Below are 15,794 nucleotides of genomic sequence, written 5' to 3' on the forward strand. Positions count from 1 at the left end.
GGAGCGGTGGCGACAGCAGAAAAGCAGATTTTGGCTATACATTCCCTCATCAACATACGATTATCCTGGACCTGAGAAGTTCAGCCTTGATGCCCCGAAAGAGGTGATCAATCTGGTCAGACCGATGGATTGCAGCAACCCGCCAGAGCTGATGCGGAGCGATGGCCACAGGCCACTCCATATCGTGAAGAGATCTTGCGATGGTTGAAGGCTTATGGAGTAATGCGCGGAAACGCTAACTCAGCGTAGAGTCTGCGAGGCACCAAGAACTAAGGGCTCGTCATTCAAGCCTCGATTCCCAGCATGTCGACTGGCTTCGGTTTCTACTGGTCGCCCTTCTCTTCCTCCCGTCCCACTCGAATTCCTACCCATGGCACTGGTCCAGGCGTCCGCCTTAGGTATTGATCGCTTCGCCAATGATCGCAACAGGGAAAGCTGGTCATACGGCTCCGAACAGGACACCAAAGCGATCCTTCGGGCTGTTTATCAGCAGGTGCTCGGTCAGCAGTATGTGATGGCCAGTGAGCGGCTCAATGGGGCTGAGTCCCTGTTCCGTAACGGCGTTCTCAACGTGCGGGAACTGGTGCGGACCGTGGCCAAGAGTGGCCTGTATCGATCCAGATTCTTTGAGAACTGCAATCCCTATCGCTTCATTGAACTGAACCACAAGCATCTGCTGGGTCGGGCACCCCAGAACAAGGCGGAGATGCTGCATCACTTCACGATCCTGCAGGAGCAGGGTTATGACGCCGAGATCGACTCCTACATCGACAGCGACGAATACCAGGAACGCTTCGGCCTCGATGTTGTGCCGTACCTGCACGGCTGGGATTACTCCAAAGGCCATGAGGGACGTCAGTTCTCCTGGTTGATGCAGCTCGCTCGCGGAGCTGCGGCCTCGGTGAAGGGAGATTCCAGCGGCACCCAGTTCCGCCTGGGCAAGGCGCTCCACCAGGACAAAGCGGTACCTGTGCGTGGTGCCGGTGGCCGGGTGGTGATCGTCTCGACCGAAGGACCGTTCAAGGCGCTGGTGAGCAACGAGACGGGGATTTCCTACGAGTTCGCCCCGGAAGCCCCCCTGCGCGCTCCCTCCCAGGAGCACCGGGTCGAAGCTCTGCGGGTGTCGGCCGGTGAAAGCAGCAGCGGCAGTGGCCGGGTGGTCACCATCTCCGCCACGGGCCTGGTCAACAACGACTACGTCCGCAGCGGCGCCTATGTGATGCGCGTGCCCTTCAGCCGCATGAATGAGGCCCTGCAACGGGTCAACCGCCTCGGTGGACGGGTCACGAACGTGGTGGTGAGCTGAAGGCTGCCAAAGGGTTCCCCTGGCCATCAATCTTCAGAAAGATTGAAATCCTGGGGAACCCCCCTGCTCTTCACATGGTTTTAGTATCTGGTTTATGAGGTGAAGTGTTTTCTTTTGTGAGAGGAAGTCCATGGCTGTGAGGATCGATCGCGAAACCTTCCTGAAGCGGGCGATGGAACGGTTTGGCAATCACTACAGCTACGAGGAGATTGATTACCGCAGTTATCGCACCCCGGTGAAGATCCGCTGTCTGGAACATCCCGTTCGCGTGATCATGATCACGCCAGAGCGTCATCTGCAGACCACTGGCGGCTGCAAATACTGCCTGCGTCGCTATCGCCAGCAGGCCATTGAGGCATCGGTGACAGTTGCTTCGCTGACGGTGGCTGCAGGCCAGAGGGCCCAGCAGCCGAGTTCAGTTCAGGGTGAAGGTTCGGTGGCAGCAACCGGGGCCTGGTAATAGAACCCAGCCCCTGAGCCCTCCTGGCTCACGACGGCACAGCCGCTGGCGATGCGCCACAGCGCCCGGTGGATGGGTGTGGGATCGAAACGGACCAGCTCGGGGTAGTGGCGGCTGAGCAAAGCCGTGCCACGCCAGGCGTTGTAGTGGGGAATCCTGGGGTTGACGTGATGGCAGACGTGGGTGGAGCCGATGCCGTGGTGCAGCAGGTTGAGCAGGGGTCCATAGGGCCGGTCGACCGTCTGCAGAGCACCTTTCGCCCAGGTCCAATCAGCCGTTGCAAAATGGGGAATGGTGGTGTCGGTGTGCTGCAGCCAGGTGTAACCCACCAGCCAGGCGTTGATCACCAGATAGGGCAACCCATAGATGGCGAGCACCCGGGCCAGGGAGGTGTGATGCGCGGCCAGGGCCAGGGCCAGCAGCATCAGCACCAGGCCCAGATTGGAATGCAGCATCCCGCGGCGGCTGGAGTCGGGGAACAGGAGCCGGCGGCCGTTGCGGAAAGGGGCACCGTGCCAGAAGTGGGAGGTAGGGGCGCCATGCTCCTCCCCACCGGATACGCCGAAGAGCAGATAAAGCGGCCAGCCCAGGAGCAGGTGGCTGACCATGGAGAACACCCCGTAAACCATGGGGCCCAAACCAGTGGCCAATCGCTGCACCACCTGGCCATCGGCTGAGCCAACGCGAGGGGGCACATGGGTTTCACCACCCTCAAGGTGGTTGCAGTTGGCATGGTGAACTGCATGGCTGCGCTGCCAGCTGAAGTAAGGCACCAGCAGCAGGCTGTGCAGCACGAATCCCACCGCTGCCTCCAGCCGCCGGTTGGGGTGAAAGGCCTGGTGGCCGCACTCGTGGGCGATCACCCAGCAGCCACCGGCCACAGTTCCGGTGACCAGGGCGTAGAGCAACCAGAGCGGGGCCGCGTTCAGCTGCAGAGGAAGCTGGGTGCCAACCGCGTAGGCCAGCAGAGAGAGGCCGAGGGAGAAGGCGAGGCTGCCCCAGGCCTTGGTGGTGTCGATCCTGAGCAGCTCAGGCGGCAGGCAGGCCAGCAGCTCGGCTTTGGACGGATAAACGGGCTGTTGCGAGGAAACCGTCTCCAGTGGACGGTCGGGATTCGGGGCGAGGGAGAGGGGCTGGACGGAGATGGAACGGATCAAGGACGCGGACGGACAACAGGAGAGAACTGGACGAGGGCGCCAGAAGCGGCGCGACCCTAATCAGATCGCCCTGGCCAGACGGGGGGCGCAGGAGAATGCCACTGGTGTTCCGCGGCGCTGCCATGACCGGCAACCTCCAGGCCATTGGCTTCATGATCAGCTGGGTGCTGGGTTGGGGGATCGGTGGTTCGCTGATCGATGCCGGCTTCATTCAGGCCGGGGTGTACTCGATCGAGACCAACCAGCTGGGCACCCTGGCCACCTTCACGGTCTGGACGCTGCTGTGGGGAGGGCTGGGCTTTCGCCTCTATCAGCGCTTCACCGGCTCAGCCCAGGACCGCTGAGCTCCAGCTCAGCCAGGGAGCGCAGGCAGCGCACTTCCTGGGGGTAATGCTCCCGCCCGAGGCCGTCGGGGAGCAGCACATGCACCAGGGCACCCGCCGCCAGAGCGGCCTGGGCGCCTGCGAGTGAATCCTCGAAGGCCCAGCAGGCGCTGGCGGCTACCCCCAGCCGGCGGGCCGCCAGCAGAAAGATGTCAGGGGCTGGCTTGCCGGCCGCCAGCTCGGGATCATCCCCGCAGACGATCAGCTCGATCAGCTCCAGCCATGGGTGGGGAGCGCACTTGATCCCCACCGAGTCGTGGCTGCTGCTGGTGGCCAGGGCCATGGGGATCGCCAGCTCCTGGCAGCGCCGCACCAGCTCGGGCGCCCCGGGCATCGCCCGTGCGCCAGGCAGGAGCTGCCTCGCGATCGGCTGCTGCACCGCCAGCAACTGCTCGGTGGTGGGGGGCTGGCAGCCAGCGGCCCCGATCCAGGCAATCACGCGGCTGGCGTTGTCGAGCCGCCGGCGCCCGCGCAGCGCCAGCAGCTGCTGATCACTGAGCTCAAGGCCAAACTCCCGGGCCGCCTGCCGCCAGGCCCGGCCATGCAGAGGCTCGGTGTCCAGCAACAGACCATCAAGGTCGAACAGACAGGCCGCGGGACGGGTCATTGGCGCATCCTCTCAGCCGGAGGCAACGCCTCATACCTAGGGTTAGCAGCAGAGGTATGGGGCACCGTCTGAACGTCGTGCCTGACGGGGCATTCATGGTGATCAGCAGCGGCCGATGGGCACAGTCCAAGTCCCGGAACCCGCGATGAGTGCCTATCCCATTCCAGAGAACGAGGCTGATCGTCAAGATGAGCTGGATTCCTTCCACATTCTCGACTCCGAGCCCGACGAGGACTTCGATCGCATCACCAGGATCGCGAGCCAGATGCTGGGAATGCCGATCGCGCTGATCTCCCTCGTCGATCGCAATCGCCAGTGATTTCTCGCCAGGATTGACATCTTCTGGGGACGCTGTTTGTGAGCTTTCCAGAGCCCAGTCGTCTCCAGGAGCATGAGCGCCAGTGGCCCAAGGAACTCGCCGGTGCTTCGCGGCAACGAACTGGTGCTCCAGCGGGCACTGTCCTGAGCCATCCACACGCCTGGATCAGCCCGGTCCCGCCGGTATCCTGCCGGGCCGGAAGAAGTCGACGCCGAAGCGCTCGGGATGGCCACAGGCTTCCGGATGCAACCAGGTCCAGCGGGTCCACAGTTCCAGATACATCTGGCTGCCGTCGGGTCCCTGGCCTCGGCCCACGCCGGGGAAGTCTCCCCAGACCACGGGGGAGCGGCCGGAGTAATGGCTGGGGACCCGCACAGCATCGATCTCGCTCCTGTGCAGGATGGGTCTGCCGTCGTAGGTGAAGACCGGCCGAAGACCGGCGACCGCAGGTTCGTTGATCCGGAACCACACCTTCTTGCTGTGCTGGAGGTACCAGAACCGCCAGGAGCAGTGCGGAACGGGTCTGTCCCCATGGGTGGAGAACCCTGCCCCGCGGGCATGTTCAAGGGGAGCGCCGTTGGGGAGCATCGATCGGGGCCAGCCAGGTCCTGCTCACGGAACAGCTGTTGGTGAGACTCCGTCCTAGCGGATCAGGCGGCCCCCAACGGTCTGGTACCTCGTTCACAAGCCGCGGATACCGGTGGCCTTCCCCTTCACAATGGAGCGGCCCGCCTCTTCACCGCGATGCCCGACGCCACGATCGAATCGGTGCTCCAGGAGGGGAGGATCTTCCAGCCCCCCGCCGAGCTGGCAGCCCGGGCGCGGATCGGTTCGATGGAGGCCTATCGCGCACTGGTGGCGCGGGCGGAAGCCGACCCCGACGCCTTCTGGGGCGAGCAGGCACGGGAGCAGCTGCACTGGTTCGAGCCCTTCCACACCGTGCTCGATTGGAGCAACCCACCCTTCGCCCGCTGGTTCGAGGGGGGCACCACCAACCTTGCGTATAACTGCCTCGATCGCCATCTGGATGGCCCCAAGGCCGAGAAGACTGCCCTGATCTGGGAAGGCGAGCCCGGGGACAGCCGCCGCTTCACCTACCGGGAACTGCACGCTGAGGTCTGCAAGGCCGCCAATGCCCTCAAGGCCCTCGGGATCGGCAAGGGCGACCTGGTGGCCCTCTACATGCCGATGGTGCCGGAAGCGGCCATGGCCATGCTGGCCTGCGCCCGCATCGGCGCTCCCCACTCGGTGGTGTTCGGCGGCTTCTCCGCCGAGGCCCTGCGGGACAGGCTGATCGATGGCGGCGTCAAGGTTGTGATCACCGCCGACGGGGGCTTCCGCAAGGACAAGGCCGTGGCGCTCAAACCCGCCGTGGATCAGGCCCTCGCCGATGGCGCCTGCCCCACGGTGCAGCAGGTGCTGGTGGTTCGCCGCACCGGGGAGCCCACCGCCATGGAGGAAGGCCGCGACCGCTGGTGGCATGAGCTGGTGGACAGCCAGAGCAGCGATTGCCCGGCCGAGCCGATGGCCAGCGAAGAACGCCTGTTCGTTCTCTACACCTCAGGCTCCACCGGCAAACCCAAGGGCGTGGTGCACACAACCGCCGGCTACAACCTCTGGGCCCACCTCACCTTCCAGTGGATCTTCGACATCCGCGACGATGACATCCACTGGTGCACCGCCGATGTGGGCTGGATCACCGGCCACAGCTACATCGTGTATGGCCCGCTCTCCAATGGCGCCACCACCGTGATGTACGAGGGTGCCCCGAGGCCATCCAAACCCGGTGCGTTCTGGGAGGTGATCCAGAAACACAAGGTGAGCATCTTCTACACCGCACCCACGGCGATTCGTGCCTTCATGAAGAGCGGACGCGAGGTGCCTGATCAGTACGACATGAGCACCCTGCGCATCCTGGGAACGGTGGGGGAGCCGATCAATCCCGAGGCCTGGATGTGGTACCGGGAGGTGATCGGCCATGGCCGCTGCCCGGTGATCGACACCTGGTGGCAGACCGAAACCGGCGGCGTGATGATCAGCCCCCTGCCAGGCGCCACCCCCACCAAGCCGGGATCCGCCACCCTGCCCCTGCCCGGCATCGCCGCCGACATCGTCGACAACGAAGGCCACAGCGTGGGCGTGGATGAAGGGGGTTACCTGGCGGTGCGCCGCCCCTGGCCCGGGATGATGCGCACCGTTCATGGCGACCCCGAGCGCTTCCGCAAGAGCTACTGGGAGCACATCCTCGGCGCCGATGGCCGCCCGCTGTATTTCGCCGGTGATGGCGCCCGCCGCGACGCCGACGGCTATTTCTGGGTGATGGGCCGGGTCGATGACGTCATCAGCGTGTCGGGTCACCGGCTGGGTTCCATGGAGATCGAATCAGCCCTGGTGAGCCATCCGTCCGTGGCGGAAGCCGCCGTGGTGGGCAGGCCTGACGACCTCAAGGGGGAGGGCATCGTGGCCTTCGTGACCCTTCAGACGGGGCTCAGCGGTGACGCAGCCCTTGGCGCCGAACTGCGCAAGCACGTAAGCGCCGAGATCGGTCCGATCGCCAGACCCGATGAGATCCGCTTCAGCGACGCCCTACCCAAGACCCGCAGCGGCAAAATCATGCGCCGCATCCTGCGTGCCCTGGCGGCCGGTGAAGAAGTGAGCGGCGACACCAGCACCCTGGAGGACCGCTCGGTGCTCGACGCGCTGCGGGTCTGAGGCGTTGCGCCTGGTTCAGGCGATCGAGGGCTGGGCGTAGAGCACGATCAGCCAGATCGCACCGATGAGCGGAATCAGGCCGATCAGAATCCAGGGCCAGGGTTTGCCGATGTCGCGCAGTCGCCGGACCGCCAGAGGCAGACCCGGCACGATCGAGGCGATCGCGTACAGGCTATAGATCGTGCCGAAGAAGTTCGAGATCGCCGAAGTGCCAGAAGAGGGAATCAGCAACACAACGCTGACGATCGCCGAGGCGAGCGCAAACCACCAGAACTCGGCGCGTTTGGTGCGTCCGGTGTAGTCGAAGGATCGTTTCCAGCCGCCTATGAAGGCGTCGATCATCGGTTGCATGGGCCTGCTGAAGGATGGGAACACGCTCCACACCCTGCGGGATCGGTGCCCTCAGTCAACGGAACTGTTGGCAAACGTTGAAGCTGGGTTCAGCTTCAGACTGGAGTCACCGCTTGGTGGAACCAGTCGTCGATGGTGCTTGCCAGCCGCTCAATCTGGCGCTGGCGGGCGGGGTCATCGGCCCAGGTTCCCAGCAGGTTCTGGCGCAGGCCGGCGCTGGCGGGGGTGAGGTGATCACCTCCCAGCTGCAGCAGGGAGCTGCTGTCACCGGGGCGTTGCTGGAGCACCTCCAGCAGCGGGGTGCTCTGGTCGAGGGCATCGCTGCCGAAACGAATCAGCAGGTTGCGGGGCACGCCGTAGAGCTGGCTCACCAGGCGCAGGGTTGCCTGCGGCGATGGGCTGAATTCAGTGCGAACCCCCAGCCGGGGGGCCAGGTCAGCCAGCAGGGGGATCGAGCGGTCGGCGGAGAAGTTGTTGAAGCTCATGGCCACCAGGGCACTGCTGCCCCGGCCCCCATCAGGGGCCAGCAGGTGCAGCTTGCAGCCGAGGCTGTGGCCGAGGCGCAGCACCGGCTGCACAGAGGCCCCCGCCACGCTGTCTTGCCGCGCCCTGCGGAAGGCCCGCCAGGCCTCGGTGGCCTGGGCCTGATGGTCGAAGCCGGGCACGTAACTCCAGGCCCGCAGGCTGAGCCCGCGCCGACTGAGAGCCTCCAGCAGGCGCCGATAGCTGATCTGGGGGGTGGCAGCCAGGACACTGCCACCGATGAACTCGATCACACCTGTTGAACCGGGGGGCTCGAGACACCAGAGACTCCCCTGCTGACGCCAGCGACTCACCGCCCTCAGGCCTGGGGAACCAGCCGCTGCAGGGCGGCCATGGCCTCGCGGGCATGGGCCGGTCCATCCAGCAGGTTGTTGAACATGTGGCGCACCACCCCCTCAGAATCAATCACGTACGTGACGCGGCCCGGCAGCAGGTTGAGCAGGGCGCCGGGTACCCCGAAGGCCTGACGCAGGCTGTTGCCCTGGTCCACCAGCAGGGGGTAAGGGAGCTGGTGCCGTTGGGAGAAGCGCCCATGGCTGGCGCCGTCGTCGCCGCTCACACCCCACACCTCGGCGCCGAGGGCCCGCAACTCGCCGTAGCTGTCGCGGAATGCGCAGGCCTCCATCGTGCAAACGGGGGTGTCGTCCGCGGGATAGAAGAAGAGCACCAACGGACTGCCCGCGAGTTGATCGCTGCGGCGCTCGGTCCCGTTCTGATCCTTCAGGTCGATCAGGGGTGCCCTGTCACCGACCTGGATGGCCTTACCCACGGGTACATGTCTTGCATTGGAGCCCAGCCTAGGAGTTTGTTGCCAATAGAGCTTCGCCCCGGCGGTCACGCGGAACGCCTGCTGATACCAACGACCGCGCGGGCGTATGAGCCCTCCGCCTCCGCAGCAAGGACAACCGACTGAGTCCAGTCAGCCCTTGCACATGTGGCCAGTTCAGCTTCCTTTCAGCCCCTTGAGCAGGTTGTGCGTGGCGGTAATCAAGTGCCACTTGGCGGCGACCTTTCCAAGCCCCGTAACAGGAAGCGCCGCAGGCCTCAGGTCTATTTGATCTGACCGTTGACCGGCTCCACGATCGCCTTGAGCTGGGCGCAGATCCTTGATCCCTTCTTGCTCCTGATCTTGTGAGCCATGCGGCAGGCGGCCGGTGGCGATGTAGGCATCAATGCCCTGATCAGCGCAGACGTTCACGTTGTCCTCGCTCCATAAGCCCGCATCCATCGTCATCACTTCCTGCGGTGCACCGGCGCTGGCGGCGATGTGCTCCAGCATCGGCTACAGATGCTCTTCATCGGGCAGCTGGTTGCTAACGCCCACCGCTACGGTCACTTTGTTGTCACTCTCGAAAGCCACCTGGCAGTTGTAGCCCTGCAGATAGGACCTGCCGGACTGCATCAGGCGACTCTCGGAATCGGTGTTGGTGAAGCCTTCCGCGCAACGGTGATTGCGCTGGCTCTTGGTGGTCGGCGTGCCGTCAGCCTTTCTCGCCAGACCCAGTAGTGGCATTGCGTCAGCAACGAGCGGCTCAAGATCCCACGGCTCCATGCCGGCTTGTTAAGGGAAGAACCTCACTTTGATTGAATGAAACCCAGAACGGCAATGTAGTACCCCTCAGCCAGCGATTAACCTAGAGTGACAACTTGATGGCTAATGCCACTAACCCATCCACTCTCTCGCTCCATACACTAAAGCACCGAGCAGCAGCCCTACAAATAATAGCCAGAACAGTGGAAATACCAGCGATGCCAGGAACGAAATAACGAGCCAGAGACCTAGCCCGCCAGTAGCCTGCTTGGCATCTTGGGCTCGAGAGTGCTTAGAACCCTCTTTGAGTAGCTTCTCGAAGCTGTCTGGCCGCTTGGCTGGATCACTCATAACTAGACGATTTCGCGCTTGAAGCTGTAGTAATGAAAGGTTACGCCGTTAGTAACGTTATCCTGATTAACAACATGACTCACCAATTCCCAGCCATCATTCCCCAAGGCTGCAAGCATCTCCGGCAAGGTAGGCACATTACTGGAGCTTCCCCACCCCTTCACCCGCTTGCCATCGATATCCAATAGATTTATTTCCTGGGTGATTCCCCTGCCTTTATAATCGAGCCTGATGCACTTGTACTCAAATTTTTTCATATTTTAAGTGCAAATACTTTTGGGACGAACGGCCACAGGTTTATGTTAAATCAAGACAGTCGAGTTGTCAAGCTATTTGCCAGGCGAATGAATCCGTTGATGAATATCCAGTTTATCCATCTGAGCTTGCCATCTCCGGCCCCCGATCGATGATCGTTTCTACAGCGCAGGTACTTGAGTCATCAGGAGATTTACATCAATCTAGAGGGCGCTAGCTCGGTCCTCGGCCAGGGTGCGGACTCCACTGTGCAGCCAACGCCTGCCACAGCGGCCCTGAGGCCAGCCTGGGGCTTGAACTCCAGCAGCAGGTCGGCCAGGGACTAGGAGCCTGTCGCGCATAGATCAGCGCCCGAGCTCTCCACAGACGCCCTTAAATCTGCCCAGATCCCAGTGACAGCAATTGATCTGGCTACGATAATTGGGCATGTTCAAGCCCAATTCCTTCCGTCCCAGGCCGCGTGAGGGACCCGGCGATCGCGCCATCCCTGCCATCCACTCGCTGGAGCTGGGATCATGGGATCGAATCACGCTGGGGTGAGCTGGCCCATGGCCCAACCGACCCACCGCTGGCAGCAGACCAGCCTGCTCAGCGTCGTGCCCGCGGCCGCCGCCGAAGCGGAAGCGGAGCCTGCTGAAACAGCCGAAGCCACCAGCTCCGCCCTGGCCTGCCCCCAGCATCTGCTGATCCTCGACACGGAGACCACGGGCCTGGATCCCGAGCGCGACCACTGCATCGAAGTGGGAGCGGTGCTGTTTCATGTCCCCAGCCGCGCCGTGCTCAGCCAGCTTTCGCTGCTGCTGCCCTGCCAGAGCAACGCGGCGAAAGCCATCAACGGCATCGATGCCGCCGTGAGCCGGCTGCAGCAGCCATGGCAGGCCGGGCTCATCTATTTCCAGGAGCTGGTGGCCAGCGCCGATGCAATGGTGGCCCACAACGCCGCCTTCGACCGGGCCTGGTTTGGCCGTGGCCACCTGCCCAGGATCGAGAAACCCTGGATCTGCAGCATGGACGACCTGCGCTGGCCGAGCGAGTGCCGCCTGAAGGCCACCCCTTCGGTGCGTGATCTGGCTCTGGCGTACGGCATCCCGGTCTGGGCCGCTCACCGGGCACTCACCGATTGCATCTACCTGGCCCAGGTGTTCGAGCGCTGCGAGACTTTGGAATCTCTGCTGCTGGCGGGGCTGGAGCCACGGCGCCTCTACCGGGCCGAGTTGCCCTACGAGCAGCGCCATCGGGCACGGGAAGCGGGATTCCGCTGGAACGAGCCGGTGGCGAAGGCCTGGAGCCGCCGACTGAGCGAGCGGGAGGTCAATGAGCTCGATTTCCCCGTCAGGCCGGTGGAGCCGGATGCAGCCGGGCGCCACGCCGCCTGAAGCCACCACCAAGGTGGCCAGCCTCGATGGCAAGCCTCGATTGCATCCGATCACGACTCCATTCCAGTCAACCGCTGTCAAGCGCAGCCGCCAGACGCAAGCTGGGGGCAGCGGCGCGATTCCTGAGGGCAGCCATGGCAATGGAGCAGCGGGCAGGACCAGTCCGGCCGGAGAGGCGCCGCCATCAGCAGCAGTTGCGCCGCTGGCAGAAAGCGCGCACCTGGGCCCGACTGATCCGTGAGGCTGAGGCCCTCTGGAGGGTGAACGTGCGGGATCTCCGCCGCCTGGGGGCCCTTGAGCTCGACCAGTTGCTTCAGGAAGTGCCCCCCTCGATCCGGCCCCGGGTGAACCGCTGGCTGGCGGGGTACGGAGCGCTCACCAGGTTGGCCTGACCATGGATGGCGGCGTCGCCATCCGTGCTCTGGGGGGGCTCGGTCTGTTCCTGATGGGCATGACCGTGATGTGCGAGGCCCTGCGCGCCCTCGCCGGCAGCCGACTGCGGGCCTGGCTGCTGCGCTTCACGCGCACCCCCTGGTCCGGTGCCCTCATCGGCGCCGCCACCACCGCGGCGCTGCAATCGTCATCGGCCACCACCGTGGCCACGGTGGGATTCGTTCAGGCCGGGCTGATCAGCTTTCCCAGCTCCCTGGGCATCATTTTTGGAGCCAACGTGGGCAGCACCGGCCTGGGCTGGCTGGTGGCCCTGCTGGGTCTGAAGCTCGACCTGGCCGGGCTGATGCCACCCCTGATCGCCATCGGCGCCTGCCTGCGGCTGCTGGGGCGGGGGCGGCTGGCCCAGATCGGCTTCGCCCTGGCGGGCTTCGGGGTGCTCTTCCTGGGGATCAGCACCCTGCAGGAAGCCATGGCGGGCCATGGGGTGCTGCTGCAAACGGAGCGCTTCGATGGAGCCAGCGTGGCTGGGCGCTTTCAGCTGGTTGTACTAGGCCTGCTTACCACCGTTATCACCCAGTCATCGGGGGCGGGGGTGGCCACCGCGCTCACGGCACTCACCGCAGGAGCGATCGATCTGGGCCAGGCCGGTGCGCTGGTGATCGGCATGGACGTGGGCACCACGATCACCGCCCAGATCGCCGCCCTTGGCGCCAACCTCAGCGCCCGGCGAACGGCCACGGCCCACCTGGTCTTCAACCTGTTCACGGCGGTGATGGCCTTCCTGCTGCTGCCGGCCTACCTGGGCCTGGGCCAGCGCTGGCTGGCGGGGCCGATCGCCGCAGATCCCGAATTCGCGCTCACCGCCTTCCACACGGGGTTCAACCTGCTGGGGGTGGCCCTGCTGCTGCCCTTCACCCAGTCTTTTGCCCGCCTGATCCAGGCGCTCCTGCCCTCCCCGGACGGGCGTGCGGCCGATGATCTCGATGAGCCTCCAAGCGCCGACACCGGCCGGGCTCTGGACCTGGCCCAGGCCGCCCAGCAAGGGGTGCTGCTGGAGCTGATGCGCCATCTGCGCCAGGCGCTGGGCGCCTCCGCCAGCAACGGCCAGCATCGGGGGAGGGGGCTCGAAGACCTGGAGGCCGACCTGGCCAGGATCGAGCAGTTCCTCGATCAGATTCACCTGCGCCGTATGGAGGAACCCGACGCCCAGCGGCTGCTGCACCTCCTGCACAGCCTCGACCACCTGCAGCGCCTGCATGAACGCTGTGAGGAAGAACCGGAGCGGGCCAGCACCGTGCGGCAGAGCGGCACCCTGCAACAGGAGCGCCATGACCTGCTGGCAGCCCTGGAGCAGCTCGAGCCCCTGGTGGAGATGCCGCAGTGGAGTGAGGTGGCACGGCTAAGCCAGGCCACCGGCCGCAGCCTGCACCGGCGGGTGAAGCCGCTGCGGCAGGGGGTGATGGCCGATGTGGCCAGCGGCGACGTCGTGGTGGAGCTGGGGAGCCAGCGGCTGGAGGCAATCCGCTGGCTGCGGCGCGTCAGCCAGCACCTCGGCCGGATCAGCGGCCATCTCGAAGCCGCGGCCCTGACGAAGACCTCCGGTGCTCCCCCATGCCCCACGATGTCGCCCAGATAGCACCGCGGCGGGGGCAGGTCGTCTCAACTGCAGAACCCTTCCGCTGATGTCATGACAGGCCTGCTCTGGGAACGCCGCGCACAGATCGGCGGCTGCCTGCTGCTGCAGGGAACCCTGCTGACGACGGGCCTGGTGCTCGAACGTCTGCTCCAGCGCACCACCCCCTCCCCCGGGGGAGTGAGTGTGGCTACAACGCGTGGATGACGCGCTTTGATCCGGGCACCCTCCGCTCCAGACGACTGACGGAGCGGCCCGGTGATCTGCCAAGCCAGCTCTTCATCCATGGCGGCCGGGCACCCACGCGGCTCTCGGTGCTCTGCTTTGAGCCAACGGGGATCGAGGAGCGCGAGCTGGGGGGAGCCCTGGAGCTCGAGCCCCTGCTGAATCGCGGGGTGCCGCTCTGGGTCCGCCTCCAGGGCCTGGCCGACATGACCATGATCCGCACCGTGCTCGACAGCCTCGGGGTGCCGCCCCACGTGCAGGCTCCGCTGCTGGAGCATCCCCAGCGCCCCCGTGTCGATTCGATCGGCGATGTGGTGCTGGCGGTGCTGCACCGCTTCAGTTTCTCCGAGACGCCCGACCGCCTGATCGGTGAGCAGGTGGGATTCCTGCTGCTGCCCGACCTGCTGATCAGCCTTGAGGAGGTGCCCAGCGCCGGGTCGTTCCCGCAGCTCACCCAGTGGCTCTCCTACCTGGATCCAGCGCCGACGCGGGACGACCTCGATGACATTCTCCACTTCCTGATCGATGAACTGCTCGACGGTTTCTTTCCATTGCTGGAACATCTGGCGGAACTGCTGGAGCAACTGGAAGAAGCCGCCCTGCTGCGGCCCAAGCCACGGCTGCTCAGCCGCACCTACCAGACCCGAAGCAGCCTGAGGGACATCCGGGGACAGGTGTGGCCCCTGCGCCACCAGATCATGGTGCTCCTGCGCCAGAACCAGCGGTTGCTCGGGCCCGATGCCCTGCACGGTTTCCACGACATGGAGCAGCGGGTGGTGCTGATCTTCGAGGCCTGTGAGCTGCTGCGTCACCAGTGCGACTCGGTGACCGATGCTTATATGGCCAGCATCAGCAATCGCATGAACCAGGTGATGAAAACGCTCACGATCGTGTCGACAATCTTTGCTCCGCTTACTTTCATCGCGGGGATCTATGGCATGAATTTCGTCAACATGCCCGAGCTCGGTTTCAAGTATGGCTACTTCATTATTCTGATCTTGATGGGGCTGGTGGCCCTGCTGCAGAGTTTCTGGCTATGGCGCCGCGGCTGGTTCCAGGACTGGACAATGTTCGGGCGCTGATCGGCGCTGTGACAGCTCGGCTGGACTCGATGGGAGCCCGGCAAGCTGAGCGAGTCTTCGTCATCCATTGATTAACTTGTTCTTAACCAATCACTTCTGCACGACAGTGAATTGGGTTTGATTGACAGATCATTGGCGCTGCATGATGCTGGCGAGTCAGCTCAGATCCTTCCCACCAATGGTTCCATCCGTTGAACAGTTCATCGAGTGCCTCAAGGCCGACGAGGATCTGCAGTACAAGGTGAAACTGGCCCTCAAAGCCGAAGACATTTCGGCCCTGGCGAGCGAAGCGGGATTCAGTTTCACGGCGGCGGAACTGGCCAAGAGTTTCGCTCACCTGCTGCTTGAGAGCGAGGACGAAAGAGCCGTGGCGCTGTTTGATGGCCAGGGTTGGGATGCCGGCGAGATGCTCTGGTCTCTCAAGAGCTGGGCTGGCTGAGTCAGGGTCAGGGCCGCTGATTGAGGCGCCGGCGCTGGCGGCTCGCTCGGGAGCGGCAGGTGTTGGAGCAATAGCGTGCATCGCGGCGACGGGCGCTGAAGGCCTCTCCGCAGAAGCTGCAAAGCCGGGCACTCGGCACGCCGGGCTCCTGAGTGAAGCGCAGGCCGATGCGTTCACCCAGCACCAGATCGAGGCCATAGCCCTCCCGCAACAGGCTCTCGGTGTCGGCGTAGCCCAGGCTCTCAGCCAGGCCTGGCGCCTCAAGCAGAAAGCGCTGCAACATCCGCACCAGCGCATATCCCTCCCCCCAGAACCAGCGTCGCCGCTGACGCACCAGTTCGGCCCGCTGCTCCAGCGGTTGATCGCCCAGCCGGTCATCAAAGGCGGGCTCGTCACTCCATCCAGGATCCATCCGCCTTGAACGTCCGAACGTCTTGAGACGAATCCTATAGGGTCTGGGTATCAATATTGCTGAGTCATTATCCCCCGTCAAATACTGGAACCAGCCGACTTCAATTCATTTCACACAGTGAGCAAGAGCTACGGAACCCCTGAAAAACCCGCTAAAATCAATCCAGATCCAAGTCTGAGACTGGAACGGATGGCCGCCCCTCTCCAGCTGGGCTTCACGGACTACGAACAGATCTACGCCAAGAAACGAACGCGTCGCC

21 protein-coding genes are annotated in these 15,794 nt (G+C 64.2%); 11 read left to right on the forward strand and 10 right to left on the reverse strand.

From position 1 onward, the window contains the following. Positions 1-370 precede the first annotated feature (370 nt). A complete protein-coding gene (locus tag KBY93_RS07295; protein WP_255093623.1) occupies positions 371-1,306 on the forward strand; it encodes a phycobilisome rod-core linker polypeptide in 936 nt (311 codons plus the stop codon). Positions 1,307-1,436: 130 nt separating this feature from the next. Further along, positions 1,437-1,766 carry a hypothetical protein gene (locus KBY93_RS07300; RefSeq protein WP_255093624.1) on the forward strand — a complete coding sequence of 110 codons (330 nt, stop codon included), beginning with the start codon at positions 1,437-1,439 and terminating at the stop codon, positions 1,764-1,766. Here the strand turns inward: KBY93_RS07300 and KBY93_RS07305 are convergent. Then, on the reverse strand, positions 1,727-2,923 hold the full coding sequence (locus KBY93_RS07305) for a fatty acid desaturase (RefSeq protein WP_315856392.1): 1,197 nt from the start codon (positions 2,921-2,923) through the stop codon (positions 1,727-1,729). The two genes, KBY93_RS07300 and KBY93_RS07305, sit on opposite strands and share 40 nt — an antisense overlap. 122 nt (positions 2,924-3,045) lie before the next feature. Between KBY93_RS07305 and KBY93_RS07310 the strand changes: the two genes are divergently transcribed. Then, on the forward strand, positions 3,046-3,267 hold the full coding sequence (locus tag KBY93_RS07310) for a hypothetical protein (protein ID WP_255093625.1): 222 nt from the start codon (positions 3,046-3,048) through the stop codon (positions 3,265-3,267). On the opposite strand, the gene KBY93_RS07315 is transcribed toward KBY93_RS07310, so the two are convergent. Next, positions 3,242-3,913: an HAD family phosphatase gene (locus KBY93_RS07315; RefSeq protein ID WP_255093626.1), complete on the reverse strand. Its 672-nt coding sequence runs from the start codon at positions 3,911-3,913 to the stop codon at positions 3,242-3,244. The two genes, KBY93_RS07310 and KBY93_RS07315, sit on opposite strands and share 26 nt — an antisense overlap. Before the next feature lie 145 nt (positions 3,914-4,058). Between KBY93_RS07315 and KBY93_RS07320 the strand changes: the two genes are divergently transcribed. Then, positions 4,059-4,232 (forward strand): hypothetical protein, encoded by a 174-nt coding sequence (locus KBY93_RS07320; protein ID WP_255093627.1) that lies wholly within the window; start codon positions 4,059-4,061, stop codon positions 4,230-4,232. Positions 4,233-4,397: 165 nt separating this feature from the next. On the opposite strand, the gene KBY93_RS07325 is transcribed toward KBY93_RS07320, so the two are convergent. Beyond that, on the reverse strand, positions 4,398-4,820 hold the full coding sequence (locus KBY93_RS07325; RefSeq protein ID WP_255093629.1) for a hypothetical protein: 423 nt from the start codon (positions 4,818-4,820) through the stop codon (positions 4,398-4,400). Positions 4,821-4,976: 156 nt separating this feature from the next. Between KBY93_RS07325 and acs the strand changes: the two genes are divergently transcribed. Then, on the forward strand, positions 4,977-6,944 hold the full coding sequence (gene acs, locus KBY93_RS07330) for an acetate--CoA ligase (protein ID WP_255093630.1): 1,968 nt from the start codon (positions 4,977-4,979) through the stop codon (positions 6,942-6,944). A 15-nt stretch (positions 6,945-6,959) separates the two neighbouring features. Here the strand turns inward: acs and KBY93_RS07335 are convergent, their stop codons facing one another. The 6 genes from KBY93_RS07335 to KBY93_RS07360 form a co-directional block, all read right to left on the reverse strand. Then, positions 6,960-7,286, reverse strand: coding sequence for a DUF805 domain-containing protein (locus KBY93_RS07335; protein ID WP_255093632.1), 327 nt, complete (start codon positions 7,284-7,286; stop codon positions 6,960-6,962). Between the two features lie 104 nt (positions 7,287-7,390). Then, positions 7,391-8,131, reverse strand: coding sequence for a DUF1350 family protein (locus KBY93_RS07340; protein WP_255093633.1), 741 nt, complete (start codon positions 8,129-8,131; stop codon positions 7,391-7,393). A gap of 5 nt (positions 8,132-8,136) precedes the next feature. After that, positions 8,137-8,607, reverse strand: coding sequence for a peroxiredoxin (locus tag KBY93_RS07345; protein ID WP_255093634.1), 471 nt, complete (start codon positions 8,605-8,607; stop codon positions 8,137-8,139). A gap of 174 nt (positions 8,608-8,781) precedes the next feature. Then, positions 8,782-9,117 carry a hypothetical protein gene (locus KBY93_RS07350; protein WP_255093635.1) on the reverse strand — a complete coding sequence of 112 codons (336 nt, stop codon included), beginning with the start codon at positions 9,115-9,117 and terminating at the stop codon, positions 8,782-8,784. Between the two features lie 3 nt (positions 9,118-9,120). Next, positions 9,121-9,390, reverse strand: coding sequence for a hypothetical protein (locus KBY93_RS07355; protein ID WP_255093636.1), 270 nt, complete (start codon positions 9,388-9,390; stop codon positions 9,121-9,123). Between the two features lie 332 nt (positions 9,391-9,722). Then, on the reverse strand, positions 9,723-9,977 hold the full coding sequence (locus tag KBY93_RS07360; protein ID WP_255093637.1) for a hypothetical protein: 255 nt from the start codon (positions 9,975-9,977) through the stop codon (positions 9,723-9,725). A gap of 546 nt (positions 9,978-10,523) precedes the next feature. On the opposite strand from KBY93_RS07360, the gene KBY93_RS07365 reads away from it, so the two are divergent. The 6 genes from KBY93_RS07365 to KBY93_RS07390 all read left to right on the forward strand — a co-directional run bounded on the left by KBY93_RS07365 (position 10,524) and on the right by KBY93_RS07390 (position 15,123). Continuing rightward, the gene (locus tag KBY93_RS07365; RefSeq protein WP_255093638.1) at positions 10,524-11,351 is read left to right on the forward strand and encodes a 3'-5' exonuclease; all 828 of its coding nucleotides are present in this window, start codon (positions 10,524-10,526) and stop codon (positions 11,349-11,351) included. 134 nt (positions 11,352-11,485) lie between these two features. Continuing rightward, a complete protein-coding gene (locus KBY93_RS07370) occupies positions 11,486-11,743 on the forward strand; it encodes a hypothetical protein (protein ID WP_255093640.1) in 258 nt (85 codons plus the stop codon). A 2-nt stretch (positions 11,744-11,745) separates the two neighbouring features. Next, the gene (locus tag KBY93_RS07375; protein ID WP_255093641.1) at positions 11,746-13,380 is read left to right on the forward strand and encodes a Na/Pi cotransporter family protein; all 1,635 of its coding nucleotides are present in this window, start codon (positions 11,746-11,748) and stop codon (positions 13,378-13,380) included. Between the two features lie 51 nt (positions 13,381-13,431). Beyond that, complete coding sequence (locus tag KBY93_RS07380; RefSeq protein ID WP_255093642.1) at positions 13,432-13,584, forward strand: hypothetical protein; 153 nt, start codon at positions 13,432-13,434, stop codon at positions 13,582-13,584. Continuing rightward, positions 13,581-14,684 (forward strand): magnesium/cobalt transporter CorA, encoded by a 1,104-nt coding sequence (corA, locus tag KBY93_RS07385; RefSeq protein WP_255093643.1) that lies wholly within the window; start codon positions 13,581-13,583, stop codon positions 14,682-14,684. The genes KBY93_RS07380 and corA overlap by 4 nt, the downstream gene beginning before the upstream one ends. Before the next feature lie 178 nt (positions 14,685-14,862). Then, a complete protein-coding gene (locus tag KBY93_RS07390) occupies positions 14,863-15,123 on the forward strand; it encodes a Nif11-like leader peptide family RiPP precursor (RefSeq protein ID WP_255093645.1) in 261 nt (86 codons plus the stop codon). A 7-nt stretch (positions 15,124-15,130) separates the two neighbouring features. Here the strand turns inward: KBY93_RS07390 and KBY93_RS07395 are convergent, their stop codons facing one another. Next, entirely contained in the window at positions 15,131-15,535 is a 405-nt protein-coding gene (locus tag KBY93_RS07395; protein WP_255093646.1) for a hypothetical protein, read from the reverse strand. Between the last annotated feature and the right edge of the window lie 259 nt (positions 15,536-15,794).

The sequence above is a fragment of the Synechococcus sp. J7-Johnson genome, assembly GCF_024345795.1.
GTDB lineage: Bacteria > Cyanobacteriota > Cyanobacteriia > PCC-6307 > Cyanobiaceae > Regnicoccus_A.

Bases quoted from the DNA above. Each gene is read 5' to 3' on its own strand.
- KBY93_RS07310 (WP_255093625.1), top strand. From the start codon at position 3,046: ATGACCGGCAACCTCCAGGCCATTGGCTTCATGATCAGCTGGGTGCTG.
- KBY93_RS07395 (WP_255093646.1), bottom strand. From the start codon at position 15,535: ATGGATCCTGGATGGAGTGACGAGCCCGCCTTTGATGACCGGCTGGGC.
- KBY93_RS07350 (WP_255093635.1), bottom strand. From the start codon at position 9,117: ATGCTGGAGCACATCGCCGCCAGCGCCGGTGCACCGCAGGAAGTGATG.
- KBY93_RS07355 (WP_255093636.1), bottom strand. From the start codon at position 9,390: ATGGAGCCGTGGGATCTTGAGCCGCTCGTTGCTGACGCAATGCCACTA.
- KBY93_RS07335 (WP_255093632.1), bottom strand. From the start codon at position 7,286: ATGATCGACGCCTTCATAGGCGGCTGGAAACGATCCTTCGACTACACC.
- KBY93_RS07390 (WP_255093645.1), top strand. From the start codon at position 14,863: ATGGTTCCATCCGTTGAACAGTTCATCGAGTGCCTCAAGGCCGACGAG.
- KBY93_RS07365 (WP_255093638.1), top strand. From the start codon at position 10,524: ATGGCCCAACCGACCCACCGCTGGCAGCAGACCAGCCTGCTCAGCGTC.
- KBY93_RS07325 (WP_255093629.1), bottom strand. From the start codon at position 4,820: ATGCTCCCCAACGGCGCTCCCCTTGAACATGCCCGCGGGGCAGGGTTC.
- KBY93_RS07320 (WP_255093627.1), top strand. From the start codon at position 4,059: ATGAGTGCCTATCCCATTCCAGAGAACGAGGCTGATCGTCAAGATGAG.
- KBY93_RS07360 (WP_255093637.1), bottom strand. From the start codon at position 9,977: ATGAAAAAATTTGAGTACAAGTGCATCAGGCTCGATTATAAAGGCAGG.
- acs (WP_255093630.1), top strand. From the start codon at position 4,977: ATGCCCGACGCCACGATCGAATCGGTGCTCCAGGAGGGGAGGATCTTC.
- KBY93_RS07315 (WP_255093626.1), bottom strand. From the start codon at position 3,913: ATGACCCGTCCCGCGGCCTGTCTGTTCGACCTTGATGGTCTGTTGCTG.
- KBY93_RS07375 (WP_255093641.1), top strand. From the start codon at position 11,746: ATGGATGGCGGCGTCGCCATCCGTGCTCTGGGGGGGCTCGGTCTGTTC.
- KBY93_RS07370 (WP_255093640.1), top strand. From the start codon at position 11,486: ATGGCAATGGAGCAGCGGGCAGGACCAGTCCGGCCGGAGAGGCGCCGC.
- KBY93_RS07300 (WP_255093624.1), top strand. From the start codon at position 1,437: ATGGCTGTGAGGATCGATCGCGAAACCTTCCTGAAGCGGGCGATGGAA.
- corA (WP_255093643.1), top strand. From the start codon at position 13,581: ATGACGCGCTTTGATCCGGGCACCCTCCGCTCCAGACGACTGACGGAG.
- KBY93_RS07295 (WP_255093623.1), top strand. From the start codon at position 371: ATGGCACTGGTCCAGGCGTCCGCCTTAGGTATTGATCGCTTCGCCAAT.
- KBY93_RS07380 (WP_255093642.1), top strand. From the start codon at position 13,432: ATGACAGGCCTGCTCTGGGAACGCCGCGCACAGATCGGCGGCTGCCTG.